This window comes from Meridianimarinicoccus sp. MJW13, from assembly GCF_014901205.1.
Taxonomy (GTDB): Bacteria; Pseudomonadota; Alphaproteobacteria; order Rhodobacterales; family Rhodobacteraceae; genus Meridianimarinicoccus.
Genome location: NZ_JACNMU010000003.1, coordinates 40983 through 53654 on the forward strand (window position 1 = coordinate 40983; position 12672 = coordinate 53654).

The 12672-nt window shown below is 62.9% G+C and carries 11 protein-coding genes; 5 read left to right on the plus strand and 6 right to left on the minus strand.

The genetic code is table 11. The features are described from left to right. Positions 1-16 precede the first annotated feature (16 nt). Entirely contained in the window at positions 17-916 is a 900-nt protein-coding gene (locus H8B03_RS05845) for a dihydrodipicolinate synthase family protein (RefSeq protein ID WP_193140811.1), read from the minus strand. Then, on the minus strand, positions 916-2658 hold the full coding sequence (gene araD / locus H8B03_RS05850; protein ID WP_193140812.1) for an L-arabinonate dehydratase: 1743 nt from the start codon (positions 2656-2658) through the stop codon (positions 916-918). The genes H8B03_RS05845 and araD overlap by 1 nt, the downstream gene beginning before the upstream one ends. Positions 2659-2893: 235 nt before the next feature. Here araD and H8B03_RS05855 point away from each other — a divergent pair, with 235 nt between their 5' ends. The 4 genes from H8B03_RS05855 (at position 2894) to H8B03_RS05870 (ending at position 7002) form a co-directional block, all read left to right on the plus strand. Next, positions 2894-3943: an ABC transporter substrate-binding protein gene (locus H8B03_RS05855; protein ID WP_193140813.1), complete on the plus strand. Its 1050-nt coding sequence runs from the start codon at positions 2894-2896 to the stop codon at positions 3941-3943. A gap of 66 nt (positions 3944-4009) precedes the next feature. Beyond that, positions 4010-4429 (plus strand): tripartite tricarboxylate transporter TctB family protein, encoded by a 420-nt coding sequence (locus tag H8B03_RS05860; protein ID WP_193140814.1) that lies wholly within the window; start codon positions 4010-4012, stop codon positions 4427-4429. Between the two features lie 10 nt (positions 4430-4439). After that, complete coding sequence (locus H8B03_RS05865) at positions 4440-5939, plus strand: tripartite tricarboxylate transporter permease (RefSeq protein ID WP_193140815.1); 1500 nt, start codon at positions 4440-4442, stop codon at positions 5937-5939. Positions 5940-5979: 40 nt separating this feature from the next. Continuing rightward, positions 5980-7002 (plus strand): LacI family DNA-binding transcriptional regulator, encoded by a 1023-nt coding sequence (locus tag H8B03_RS05870; RefSeq protein WP_226925739.1) that lies wholly within the window; start codon positions 5980-5982, stop codon positions 7000-7002. Positions 7003-7168: 166 nt separating this feature from the next. Here the strand turns inward: H8B03_RS05870 and H8B03_RS05875 are convergent, their stop codons facing one another. The 4 genes from H8B03_RS05875 to H8B03_RS05890 all read right to left on the minus strand — a co-directional run bounded on the left by H8B03_RS05875 (position 7169) and on the right by H8B03_RS05890 (position 11208). Beyond that, positions 7169-7930, minus strand: coding sequence for a cytochrome c (locus tag H8B03_RS05875; protein ID WP_193140816.1), 762 nt, complete (start codon positions 7928-7930; stop codon positions 7169-7171). A gap of 285 nt (positions 7931-8215) precedes the next feature. After that, positions 8216-9028 (minus strand): transporter, encoded by an 813-nt coding sequence (locus H8B03_RS05880; RefSeq protein ID WP_193140817.1) that lies wholly within the window; start codon positions 9026-9028, stop codon positions 8216-8218. Positions 9029-9132: 104 nt separating this feature from the next. Continuing rightward, the gene (locus H8B03_RS05885; protein WP_193140818.1) at positions 9133-10896 is read right to left on the minus strand and encodes a sulfatase-like hydrolase/transferase; all 1764 of its coding nucleotides are present in this window, start codon (positions 10894-10896) and stop codon (positions 9133-9135) included. A 45-nt stretch (positions 10897-10941) separates the two neighbouring features. After that, on the minus strand, positions 10942-11208 hold the full coding sequence (locus H8B03_RS05890; protein WP_193140819.1) for a hypothetical protein: 267 nt from the start codon (positions 11206-11208) through the stop codon (positions 10942-10944). Positions 11209-11304: 96 nt separating this feature from the next. Here H8B03_RS05890 and H8B03_RS05895 point away from each other — a divergent pair, with 96 nt between their 5' ends. Further along, the gene (locus tag H8B03_RS05895) at positions 11305-12663 is read left to right on the plus strand and encodes a tetratricopeptide repeat protein (protein WP_193140820.1); all 1359 of its coding nucleotides are present in this window, start codon (positions 11305-11307) and stop codon (positions 12661-12663) included. Positions 12664-12672: the final 9 nt, after the last annotated feature.

Genomic DNA, 12672 nt, shown 5'->3' on the forward strand with positions numbered 1-12672 from the left:
GGCCGTCCCTGTTCCGTCAAACCAGCCCGTTTGCCGCCATGAACGTATCAAGCTTGCCTTGTTGCGCCGGGGTCAGGGGCCAGGCCGATGGCGGGCGGGTCGGGCCGCAGTCGAGGCCCTGGGCCAGCAGCGCCGCCTTGACCCCGGTCACATTGGTGCCGTTCAACTCCTCGGCCCGGATATCCTCGAACGCACGCATGTCTTCGATCAGGCGGTTGGCCTGCGGATAGTCGCCCGTGGCCAATGCCGCATGGATCGCGACCGAGCGTTCCGGCCAGACGTTGATCAACCCGCTGGTGAACCCGCGCGCGCCGACGGCATAAAGCGGCGGCGCCCAGACCTCAGCCAGCCCGCCGACCCAGGTGATGCCGGGATCACAGGCGGCGATGGCAGCGGCCAGCTTCAACGGGTTGGGCGTCGCCCATTTCACGCCCTTGACCCCGTCGATATCGCACAGCGCCTTGATGCCATCGGTGCCGATGGCATCGTTGCGCAGGTACAGCATGATCGGCAGACCGCCCGAGGCTTTCGAGACTGCCCTGACATAGTCGACGGTGCCGCGCGGGCTGACGAAGGGATCGGGCGGCTGATGGATCATCAACGCGCTGGCCCCGGCGGCGGCAGAGGCTTCGGCAAGACGGCAGGCATCACGGATGCCGCGCCCGACCCCGGCCAGCACCGGCGCACGGCCTGCAACCATGGCCGAAACCTCCTGCACCATGGTGCAGGCTTCATCGGTGGTCAGGGCGTAGAACTCGCCGGTATTGCCGTTCACCACGGGCATGTGCACGCCCGCCGTCAAGGCGCGGTCAAGGATCGGCACCAGTTTCCCAGGCGCGATCTCCCCCTCGGCATCATAGGGCGTGACCAGAATGCCGGAGATGCCGGCAAGCGCTGTGTCGAGATCATGGGTCATCAGAAGATATCCGGTTCACCGGCGGCGGGGCCGTGTTGGCGTTGCAGGTAGTCGAAATCGCAGCCCGTATCGGCCTGCCCCACGTGCTTGGTGAACATCCAGCCCCAGCCCCGCTGAAAGCGCGGCTCTGGTGGGGTCCAGGCGTTGCGGCGGGCCTCAAGCTCGGCCTCGGGCACCAGCATGTCCAGCGACCGGTTCGGCAGGTCCAGCCGCACCGTATCGCCGGTCCTGAGCAAGGCAAGCGGCCCGCCCACGAAGCTTTCGGGGGCCACATGCAGCACGCAGGCGCCATAGGAGGTGCCCGACATCCGGGCATCCGAAATCCGCAGCATGTCGCGATGGCCCTGCTTGATCAGCGCCTTGGGAATGGGAAGCATGCCCCATTCGGGAAAACCCGGCCCGCCCTGCGGTCCGGCATTGCGCAACACCATCACCGTGTCGGGGGTGATATCGAGATCCTCGTCATCCACCGCCTGTTTCATTTCGGGATAGCTGTCGAAGACCAGTGCCGGGCCTTCATGCACATGGTATTTCGGATCACAGGCCGCGGGCTTGATGACCGCCCCATCCGGGCAGAGATTGCCGCGCAGCACCGCCAGAGAGCCTTCGTGGTAGACCGGGTTCGACAGCGGGCGGATCACGTCGTCGTTGTAGACCTGGGCGGTGGCGATGTTCTCGCCCACGGTCTTGCCGTTGACGGTCATGCAGGTGGTGTCCAGCCGGTCGCCGATCTGCTTCATCATCGCCAGAAGACCCCCCGCATAGAAGAAATCCTCCATCAGGTAGTCCTTGCCCGACGGCCGAATATTGGCCAGCAACGGGGTCTCGCGCCCCAGCGCATCCAGTTCATCCAGCGTCAGATCAACCCCGGCCCGCCGTGCCATGGCAACCAGATGCACGACGGCGTTTGTCGAACAGCCCGTGGCCATGGCCACGATGGCGGCGTTGCGCACCGCGGCCGGTGTCACGATCTGGTCGGGGGTCATATCCTCCCACACCATGTCAACGATCCGGCGGCCGCAGCTTGATGCCATGCGGCTGTGGTTGGCATCGACGGCAGGAATGGACGAGGCCCCGGCCATTGTCAGGCCCAGCGAATCCGCGATGGCGGTCATGGTCGAGGCCGTACCCATGGTCATGCACACACCGTGAGAGCGCGCGATGCCGCCCTGCACGCCGCGCCATTCCTCGTCCGAGATGTTGCCGGCCCGGCGTTCGTCCCAGTATTTCCAGGCATCCGAGCCAGAACCAAGGATCTTGCCCGCGTAATTGCCGCGCAGCATCGGGCCGGCGGGCAGAAAGAGGAAGGGAACCCCGGCCGACAGCGCGCCCATGATCAGCGCGGGCGTGGTCTTGTCGCAGCCACCCATCAGAACCACCGCGTCGAAGGGATGCGAGCGGATGACCTCTTCGGTCTCCATCGCCAGCATGTTGCGATACAGCATCGAGGTCGGCTTGGTGAACTGCTCGTCCACCGACAGGACCGGCATCTCGATCGGGAAACCGCCCGCCTGAAGGACGCCGCGTTTCACTTCCCTGGCACGCTCGGGGAAATGGCCGTGGCACGAGTTGATTTCCGACCAGGTGTTCAGGATGCCGATGATCGGCTTGCCGCGAAACTCTTCTTCCGCATAGCCGAGCTGCATCATCCGCGATCTGTGTCCGAAGCTGCGCAGGTCGTCGGGCCCGAACCAGCGCGCGCTGCGCAGGGTCTCTGGCGTCTTCTTCCGCGAATCCGTCATGTGTCTCTCCCGAGGATATTCCCCTTTTGTATGCGCTTACATAAATTGATGTCAACGCAGACCGCTTCACCCGCAATGGCCAGAAGGTGCGCGCCGTGCAGCTTGACAACGCAGCGCTGGCGATGATCTAAGGCCATGTATGCGCTTTCATCGCAACTGCGAGTCGCGCTTTGCGCTGGAGGAGGCGCAACAGATTGTAATCCAGTGGCCGCGTGCGGCCAAACGGGAGGACCTCATGAAACTGACCCGCAGAACCCTTCTTGCAGCCGCCAGCAGCGCGGCGCTCCTCATCCAGCCGGTGGCCTCGGCCGCGCAGGAACTGCCCCGCAACGTGCGCCTCGTGATCGGCTCCACCTCGACGGGCGGCGACACCTACCAGAACTCGGCCATCGTGGCCGAAGCCCTGGCCGAACAGCTTGGCATCAACATCAAGGTTGACGCGGTCGGCGCCACCGAGGCTTTCAAGGCACTGGGTCGGGACAGCCGCGGCAACACGCTGATGATCTTTCACGACCAGTCCTATCTGGGGAACCTCTACGGGGTGACCGGCTATGCCGACCCGTTCGAAGGCTACACCGTGGGCCAGACCGTCGCGATCAACCCGGGCAACGCCTATCTGGTGGGCTGCGACAGCCCCTATCAGTCGATGGACGACATCCTGACCGCCGCCGCCAATGGCGACCGCGTGCGCGTGGCCATCCAGCCCGGCGGCGTGTCTGAAATCGGCTTCTCGGCCATGAAGAACGCCGCTTCGGTGCGCGCACCGGGATCCGAGGAAAACATCGTGGCCGTCAACACCGGATCGCAATCCGACAAGAACCAGGCGATGTGGGATGATCTGGCCGATGTCATCAACGGCTCGATCCAGGCCAACGAGCAGTTCACCCAACTGCCTGCCGATGACCAGAAGTGCATGCGCTTTGTCTGGATCACCGCGCGCCCGGCGACCCTTGAGCAGGCCCCCGCCGCCGGCATGGGCAACACCACCCGTGACCAGATGCTGCAATACGCCTCGCCCGCGACCAGCGTGACACTGGACGGCACGCAGGATTTCACCTTCGATAAGGAATTCTTCTTCCTGTACAACAAGGACATGGATCCGGCGATCATCGATCAGGTCGATGCCGCGCTGACTGCCATCTACGACAAGGGCGCGATCCAGGATCGTCAGAAGGCATCGTTCTTCATCCCCAACTTCCTGCCTGCGGATGAAGCACGTCAGCACCTGACGGACAAGCGGGAGACCTACGCCAAGGTCATCGAACAAATCTCCGGCGGTTCCTGATCCCACACATCCGGCCCGGGCGCACCCTGTGCCCGGGCCGTTCTGGTTCCTTGAAGGGAGGCATGCATGGGCAACCTGGGTCAGGTCACCATCGACTTTGAACGCTCGCATCTGGTCTTTCCGATCCTGATCGGCAGCATTCTGGCGCTTCTTGGCATTGCCATCCTGATCACCCGGCGCGACCGGATCGCGGCCTCGGGGCCCAATTGGCGCCAGACGTTTGCGGACATGGACAAGTTGCGGTTCTTCGGAACGCTCGTGCTGACCGTGCTCTACTTCTCGCTCATGGTGCCGGTGGGCAACTTCTGGCCGAACACGGGGCTTGGGTTTCTGATCTGCTCGATCCCCTATGTGCTGGCGACGGGACTGTTGTTCATGCATGAGCGCCCCTTGCGGCAGGTGCTGGTCATGCTGGTGATCGCCGTGATCGGCCCGTCTTTCGTCTGGTGGCTGTTCACCGAGATCTTTTTCCTCACCCTACCCTGAGGCCCGCGCCATGGAATTCCTTTCGATCATTTCGCCGCTGTTTCTGTTCCTTGTTGTTGGCGGCACCTTCGTCGGCATCATCTTCGGAGCGATCCCCGGCATGACGGCCACCATGGCCGTCGCCGTGTGCCTTCCGTTGACCTATTCGCTGGGGTTGGAGAATGGATTGGCGCTGCTGCTGGGTCTTTATGTTGGCGGCATCTCGGGCGGGCTGGTACCGGCGATCCTGCTGGGCATTCCCGGCACCCCCTCCTCCATCACCACAACCTTCGACGGCTACCCGATGGCGCAGAAGGGCGAGGGCGAGAAGGCCCTGCGCATCGGCATCTGCGCCTCTTTCGTTGGCGGCATCGTCAGCCTGCTGGCGCTGTACCTGGCCGCCCCCTCGCTTGCGGAATTCGCCATCGAGTTTTCCTACGTCGAAAAGTTCCTGATCATCCTCTTTGCGCTGACCGTCATGGCGGCGCTGTCGACCGATCTGCTGATGGGCATCTTCTCGGGGTTTCTGGGCATCTTCATCTCGCTGATCGGCGTCTATGACATTTCCGACGGCGGCAACGGCAAGCTTCGGCTGGTGCCACCGGGCACGGAGTACTGGCTGGACAGCGGGTTTTCCCTGCTGCCGGTGCTGATCGGCGTCTTCGGGCTGGCCGCGATCCTGGATCAGGCGGAACTGGGCGTGCCCAAGGGACAAAGCCGCGGGGACGTGAAGATCGGCAAGGGCTCGTCCTTCTCGTTCTCGGTCTTCAAGGGACAGACGGTCAACCTGTTGCGCTCCTCTGGCATCGGCACCTTCGTGGGCATCCTGCCCGGCGTGGGCGGTTCGGCGGCCTCGATCCTGGCCTATTCGCAGGCCAAGACCTTCTCGAAGAAATCCGCGAACTTCGGCAAGGGAGAGCCCACGGGCCTGATGGCGTCGGAATCCGGCAACAACGGGCTGACCGGCGGGGCGCTGGTACCGCTTCTGTCGCTGGGCATTCCGGGCGACAGCACCACGGCCCTGCTGATCGGAGCCTTCACGCTGCAGGGCATTCAGGTCGGCCCGCTGTTCATCGGCAACAACCCCGACACCTGGAACGCAATGATCTTCGCGATGCTGGTCGCCAATATCGCCATGTTCGCCATGATGTATTTCGCGATCCGCTATTTCGCACTGGTGGTGACCATTCCAAAACACGTGCTGTTTCCGATCATCCTGATGATGTGCGTCATCGGCGCCTATACGATCAACTATGGCATCATGTTCGATGTCTGGACCCTGCTCATCTTCGGGCTCTTCGGGTGGCTCGCGGTCAAGCTGAGGCTGGAAATCGCACCCTTCATCATCGGCTTCATCCTTGGTCCGTCGGCCGAGATCTATTTCGTCAAGAGCCTTGAAAGCTTCGGCACCCTGTCGATCTTCTTCACCAAAAGCTGGATCGCGATGCTTCTGTGGGTGCTGATCATCGGATCGCTGACCGCGTCGATCTATCTGTCACGGCGTCAGGCGAAGATCGCGGCAACGGGCTGACCCCGTTGCCCTGACGCAGAAAGGACGGAATATTGCGCGCATGGGACAGGATCGGGACACACGCAACGCCAACAAGCGCGTCACCATGGCCGCGGTCGGGCGCATGGCCGGGGTCAGCCAGGTCACCGTGTCCCGCGCCCTGTCGGATCCGTCGAAGGTTTCGCCCGACACCCTGCGCCGCATTCGCGAGGCGATCGAGGTCACGGGCTTCGTGCCCAACGCCATCGCCGGCGCACTGGCGTCCAACAAGTCCCGTCTTGTCACCGCGCTGATCCCGTCGATTACCAATGTGGTCTATTCAACCTTCGTGCGCAGCTTCAGCGAACACATGCGCGGGGCCGGCTACCAGATCCTGCTGTCGGAAACCGGGTTCGCACCGGCCGAGGAAGAGGCCCTTGTCGCCGCACATCTGTCACGGCGGCCAGATGGCATGCTGCTGACGGGGATACATCACAGCGCGCAGGCCCGGCGCCTGCTTCTGGGGGCCGGCATCCCGGTGGTCGAGGTCTGGGATCTGACCAGCTCTCCCATCGATCTGTGCGTCGGGTTCAGCCATACGGATGCGGGCCGCGCCGTTGCCGAATTCGCCCGCAAGAAGGGATACACGCAGGCCGCCACCGTGACCGCCGCCGACGAACGCGCCCACCGGCGCAGGTCGGCCTTTGCCACCCAGTTCGAGGCGCTTGGCGGTCAGCGCGTGGCCCGTGCCGATATAGATGGTGCCGCGCGCATTGGCGAAGGCCGCAAGGCCCTTCGGCACTTGCTGGATGCACAGGGGTTTGCGCGCGGAGTCATCTTCTGCAGTTCCGACCTGCTTGCCCACGGAATCCTTGTCGAAGCGCAGGTCCGCGGGATCCGCATTCCCGACGACATTGCCGTGATCGGGTTCGGAGATCAGGACTACGCGGCCGATGTGCATCCCGCGCTCACAACGGTGCGGGTCGACCGCGATGCCCTTGGCAACCGCGCCGCCGAGCAATTGCTGGCCCGGCTGGACAACAACGATCTGGTCCAGCCGGTGACGGACCTGGGATTTGAAATGATTGAACGCGAGTCCTGCTAGCCAATGCAGACGCCCCGCTCTGGCGCGGTCCGTGTCCAAGGAACTGTGCCGTTCGGGCGGTTGATGACAACCGCCCGTCACAATCCAACCCTCTGGCTTCGATGCGGGCAGCGACGGCAGGAACACCCCCAACCGATGCCCCCGTAAAGCTATCGCCAGATGCGGTCTATTTCACCGGCAAGGTCCGGGTGTAGGCCAGAACATCGACCGCGTGCTGCAAGTCGAACGCCCCCAACGAGATCATTTCGACACCCGGATGACCGTTACGGATCTTGTGCAGGACCTCCCACGGGTTCGCGTTGGCCTCGGTGCCGATATAACCGGGGTCGTCGCTATCGCCCCAGTTCAGCGCACGTCCGTCGAAGCCATGGCAGGCCGCGCATTGCGTCTGGAAAATGGCTGCGCCATGCGCCGTGTCACCCGACACTTCCCCGCTTTCCAGATCGATGACCGCGTTCATGTCGTCCAAACCCCTGGCAAGAAAAGTTGCGATATAGGCGGACTGCGCGGATGGGATCATGTCCTCGGTATAGCCGTGGTCCCGCAAGACCGCTTCCAGGGCAGATGCGTCACCGGAATAGCCAAAGACACCGATGATGCCGGTCTGGTAGGAACCGCTTTTGTATTTGCCGTCTGCACCGCGATAGTCCCACCCGTGGCACGATTTGCAGCGCCAGGTGGTCGCGCCCGTACGACTGTTGGACGCCGGCCAATCGGGATGAGTGCTGTCGGGTTCGTCCAGCCCCTGCGTGACGTACCAATTGTCGTAAAGCCGACCACCCCGAGTGATGATCCAGGCTTCGGTCGGCTGAAGCGGCGCACCGAAGATGAAATCGGCATGATAGCTTTCGTCATGTTCCTGAGCGACCGCGGCCCCCGTCACCAGAAAAGCCACGATCAAAGCCGTCATTCGCTTGGCAGTTTGCATTTTTTCCTCCTGAGAGCCCAGCCATTGGGACTCTCTAGTTTACAGGAATGAAAACGCCGTTGTCGTTGTGGGGCATCATGGACAAGGAAAACTCCTTGCCCCCCGAGCGCGGGATATGTCCGGGATCGGGAGTCGGGTCAGGCCTGCTCGCAATGTGCGGCGCTCTTTGTTGAAATCCATGCGCGTTGGGCCAGGCGGTTGCCTGCCAATCACCGCAAATCGGCGGCTTCCCGGCGAGACCGGAAAACCGGTGTCTTCGTTCAACCCAAGCCGTGCGCAGGCGCCCTACTTTGGAAACAGGAATGTCGCCCCAAGCGTCACGCCCCACCCCTCTGGCCCGCCTGTCGGCGAAATGGCCCAATGACGCGCCGTGGCGGACAGGCTGACCCGCTGACGGCCGAAGGACACCAGTTTGCTGGTCTTGAGATTGACCGGCGTGGTCCACTGCGCGTTGACCCAGTCATAGGTGCTTTCCGTGTTCAGCGCGAAGGTCCAGGCATCCTGCGTGGTGTAGCTCACGAAGGGCTGAAGAAAGGTGTCGCTCTGCGTGGGGTCCGACGCGTCGACGTTCCAGATATGATTGGCCAGAATGCCATAGGTCCACGGCCCGGATTGCTTCAGGGCCACACCCGTCAGGCCGGCGCCCCATTCGTTGCGGCCTGGGCGGTTGTCTGCGGTCGCGACCACATCGAAGGGGATCTGGAAGACCGGTCCGACGCCCCAGGTCAGGCCGCCAGCCGTGGGCTGCTTGGGCGAAAAGAAGAAGCTCTGCACCACATCTGCAAGGCCATCACGGGACGGTCCGGGCGTGATGTCGCTTTGCCAGACGAACGGGATGATCGTTCGTGAAATGACGTTCCAGTTTTCAGAGATGCTGAACGGAATGACAGGCTTGACCACAAGGGCGGTTTGCGAGCCCTTGCCGTCCGCCCCGAGACCCTGGTCATAGATCCCCTCGACCGGAACCGAGACCAGCGAGGCAATCGGATTGGCCAGTTGCTTGGCAAGTTCTTCCTCGGACTGGGCATGAACGCCGGTGGCAATGCAGGACAGAAAGCCTAGGGTGCAGACAAGGCGTGCGGACGTTGGGAACGGCATTTGGGGCATCTCCAAGGAAAAGCGGTCCGGCCTTGAGGGCGGCTGCCCGGGCCGGACCACAATGAACCCCGGCCCCCAATCACAGAGGCCGGGATCTGCGCGGTTTACTCGCCGATGTTCGGATCCATCGCCGGGTCAAACGGCAACTGATCCAGATGCTCGATGTATTCCAACGGATCGAACGGCAGATCCTTCAGAACCAGTTGCGGGTTCTGTTCCTGGGTCAGCGCCTCGGATGCATTCGCGATCCCGGTCCACGGGATGCCGTGCACCTCGGGACGGTCGGGGTAACGCTGCTTCCACAGATCGTGGCGCAGACGCATCCGGTTGAACGGACGCTTCAGGTGGATCAGGTTGGTCAGCATGGGCTGCACCTCGCGCGGGTCGGACGGCAGGAAGTAGAACGCTGCCGGAATGCCGCTGGCGTCACCGACCGGGTCGGGCGATATGAAGTGGCGCTTGTAGTCGCCCTTCACGATCGCACCCAGCTGCGGGCCCGCATAGGTGAAGGTATAATCCCGCCGCCCGTGACTGTCGCCATTCAGCAGCAGCGCGGTCTGGTCCAGCCCGTCGATCACCCGATCCATGGGCACATTGTCGAGCGCGCCCGCCACACTGGCAAAGGTGGTGAAGATGTCGGTGATGTGGATCATGTCGCCGGGCAGAGAGCCGGCCTCGATCATGCCCGGCCAGACGGCAAAGGCCGGAACCCGCACGCCGCCTTCAAGGAAATCACCCTTGCCACCGCGAAAGATGGTTTCAGCAAATCCGGTGCCCGGAGGTGGGTTGTGCGACATCGGTCCATTGTCGGCCATGGCGACGATCAGCGTGTTTTCCGCGATGCCCAGGTCTTCAAGCTTGGCGCGGATCTCGGCGATCATCGGATCAACGGTGCATTGCAGCCCGTTTTGCAGCAGCGCGCGGGCGCGTGTGCATTTCGGGCGCGTCGGCAGGAAGCTGGCCATCATCGGCCAGTTGGCGACATAGAAAGGCTGACCTGCTTCGACGTTGCGCTCCATGAAGGCAAACATCCGATCCATGCCCTCGGCATCGATCATCTCGTAGCTCTCATAGCTGTTGTCGCGCCATTGCAGGGTTTCGCCGCCCTTGGTGCCTTCGGCGACCATCACCCAATCCTTGGTGATGAATGTGTCGTCAAGCTTGTAGATGTCTTCGATCAGCATGTCCTCGAACAGGCCGATGGACGCGTTGCCCTGCTCGGCCTCGCGCGAGTTCAGCGACAGGATCTGATTGTAGCCGGTGAACAGCGCCTCGTCGAAACCCTGGTTATGTGGATAGCTTTGTTCGATATCGCCAAGGTGCCACTTGCCATAGAAGGCGGTCGCGTACCCGGCCTCGGACAGGACCTCGGCCATGGTGACCTCTTCGTCGGCCAGCCCGTGGCTCTCCTGCAGCATGCCGATATTGTACATGCCGCTGCGAACCGCCAAGCGCCCGGTGACAGCCGCGGCGCGGCTTGGCGTACAGCCAACCTCGGTGTACATGCGCGTGAACATCATGCCGTCTTCGGCCAGCGCATTGATGTTGGGCGTCTCAAGCCCACGCACGGCCTGGATGGCCGGGATGCCCAGATCGCCGTACGCCGTGTCATCCCACATGATGTGGATCAGGTTGGGCGGGGTGCCGAATTTTTCTTCCAGTTCGGCAAGCTTGGCCTGAATGTCGGCATCCTCGGTGACCCAACGCTCGCCATTCTGCGCGTGCAGAACGTAGAACTCGGCATCATGGATGATCTCGCCGGCTCCTTGCGAGCTTTGCGCCCACGCGGGGGCCGACAACAGCCCGCCCGCCATCATGGCTGCCGCAGCGAACGTGCCGCCACTCGGCTTTCTTCTATCCGTTGTCATCATTTCTCTCCTGTTGAAGTCAGCGGTGCCATTGTTCTGACGTCTTCATGCACCACCGGGGTCGCGCATCAGGGCGCGACGGATTTCGTCTTTCAGACCTTCAAGACACTCGGTCGCCGCTGGGTCATCGGGGTCCTTGTCCCGAAGCATCCCTGCCACCAGTTCAAGGTCGCGACATATCTCATCGAAGATCGGACGGTTTGCGCGCAGACGCCGGATGTCCTCCCGCCATTCCGGGAAGAACTGTTCTGCGGTGGGTGCCGCGGGATTGTCCGGTTCTCTTTCCACGCTCATCGTGGCAGGTTGTGGCATCCTTGATTTCCGGAACAAGGATTATACCGTATAACCGGGATTAAACCGGCGGTTTAACATCTCGTAACGCACTCATTCCAAAGGCTTTCCAGTTTCATGGCCGACAGCAGAAAGAACCGGGCCGCGGCCAGTGCGCTGCCCGAGCGTGCCATCCGGATGGAACTCGATCGCGTTCTGGCCAGTTCGGCATTTGCCAATGCCGATCGGTTGCGGGCGTTCCTGAGCTATGTGACCGAAGAGAGCCTTGCGGGTCGGGCCCATCTCATTGCCGGCAAGACCATTGCCCAGGATGTCTATGGACGGGCACCGGACGACGGCAGCGACAGCATCGTGCGGGTCGATGCGGGCCGGTTGCGGCGCAGGCTGTCCGAATACTACGAAGACGAAGGTGCCGGGGATCCCACACGGGTCTACATCGACAGCGGAGGCTATGCACCGCGCTTCCAGTCTGTCGAACCGGTGGCGCAGGATCCCGCTTCCAATCCCGTGGCCCCGGTTGCGGCGCATCGACCGCTTGGCGATCTGCCCCGGCTGGTCGTTGCCGTCCTGGCACTGGCTTTGGTGGTTCTGGCCGCGACGCTTGTTTTGCGGGGGCAGACCGCGCCGCCCGTGGTCGGGCCAAAGGATCACGCGGCCCGCAACCAGTTGGAACGCACCGCCTTTGCGCAGAAGTCCACGGCGGCGCTTCAGGCGGCAAACCTGGCCGAACAGGCCAGCGGGCTGCTGTTCCCGATCGCGGATGTCACCCATCAGAAGCTTGCCACGGCCATGTATCGCGATGCCATGCAGATCGACCCGACGTCCTCGGAAGGCTATGCCGGGGCCGCGCACAGCCTTGGAACGCTTGCCCTGCTCGCCCCCGACGCAGAGATGCGCGACGCGTTGTTGACCGAGGCCGAGTCACTGGCCGACACGGCCATCGACCTGAACCCGCGCAACGGCTGGTCCCAGTCGGCCGCGGCCTGGGTTGCCTTTGTAAAGGGCGATTATCCCCGCGCTGTCGATCTGAGCCGGCTTGCGGCCTCGCTGAATGGCGAAGATGGCAAGACACTGGATTTTCACGGGGTCATCCTGGGAATGACCGGAAATTTCGCGGAGTCCGCCGAGGCCTCCGACCCCAGCCGCCCAAGGAACAACAAGGGGCGCCACCCTGCCCATCTGAACATTTACGCGGTCGCGAACTTCCACCTTGGAAACCACGAAACCGCCATCGCATCCATCAACACCGCGATCCAACAGGGCGGCCCGGTCAGTGAACTGACCCTGATGTACAAGGCCGCAGCCAATCAGGCGCTTGGCAACACCAGCGCCGCCATGGCCCTGTTGGAAGAACTGGGGGCAAGCTGGCCTGACTTCCGGCCCGAACGCGCTGTGAAGCGGTTCTATCAGTATCCGGAACATGCAGCGCAGGTTCTGACCCAGTTGCGTGCCGCGGGCTGGTCCGAAGAAAAATAGGCCGATACC

What these genes read in the sequence shown, in the direction of transcription:
- H8B03_RS05845 (WP_193140811.1), bottom strand. Translation starts at nt 916, where the DNA reads ATGACCCATGATCTCGACACAGCGCTTGCCGGCATCTCCGGCATTCTG.
- araD (WP_193140812.1), bottom strand. Translation starts at nt 2,658, where the DNA reads ATGACGGATTCGCGGAAGAAGACGCCAGAGACCCTGCGCAGCGCGCGC.
- H8B03_RS05855 (WP_193140813.1), top strand. Translation starts at nt 2,894, where the DNA reads ATGAAACTGACCCGCAGAACCCTTCTTGCAGCCGCCAGCAGCGCGGCG.
- H8B03_RS05860 (WP_193140814.1), top strand. Translation starts at nt 4,010, where the DNA reads ATGGGCAACCTGGGTCAGGTCACCATCGACTTTGAACGCTCGCATCTG.
- H8B03_RS05865 (WP_193140815.1), top strand. Translation starts at nt 4,440, where the DNA reads ATGGAATTCCTTTCGATCATTTCGCCGCTGTTTCTGTTCCTTGTTGTT.
- H8B03_RS05870 (WP_226925739.1), top strand. Translation starts at nt 5,980, where the DNA reads ATGGGACAGGATCGGGACACACGCAACGCCAACAAGCGCGTCACCATG.
- H8B03_RS05875 (WP_193140816.1), bottom strand. Translation starts at nt 7,930, where the DNA reads ATGCAAACTGCCAAGCGAATGACGGCTTTGATCGTGGCTTTTCTGGTG.
- H8B03_RS05880 (WP_193140817.1), bottom strand. Translation starts at nt 9,028, where the DNA reads ATGCCGTTCCCAACGTCCGCACGCCTTGTCTGCACCCTAGGCTTTCTG.
- H8B03_RS05885 (WP_193140818.1), bottom strand. Translation starts at nt 10,896, where the DNA reads ATGACAACGGATAGAAGAAAGCCGAGTGGCGGCACGTTCGCTGCGGCA.
- H8B03_RS05890 (WP_193140819.1), bottom strand. Translation starts at nt 11,208, where the DNA reads ATGCCACAACCTGCCACGATGAGCGTGGAAAGAGAACCGGACAATCCC.
- H8B03_RS05895 (WP_193140820.1), top strand. Translation starts at nt 11,305, where the DNA reads ATGGCCGACAGCAGAAAGAACCGGGCCGCGGCCAGTGCGCTGCCCGAG.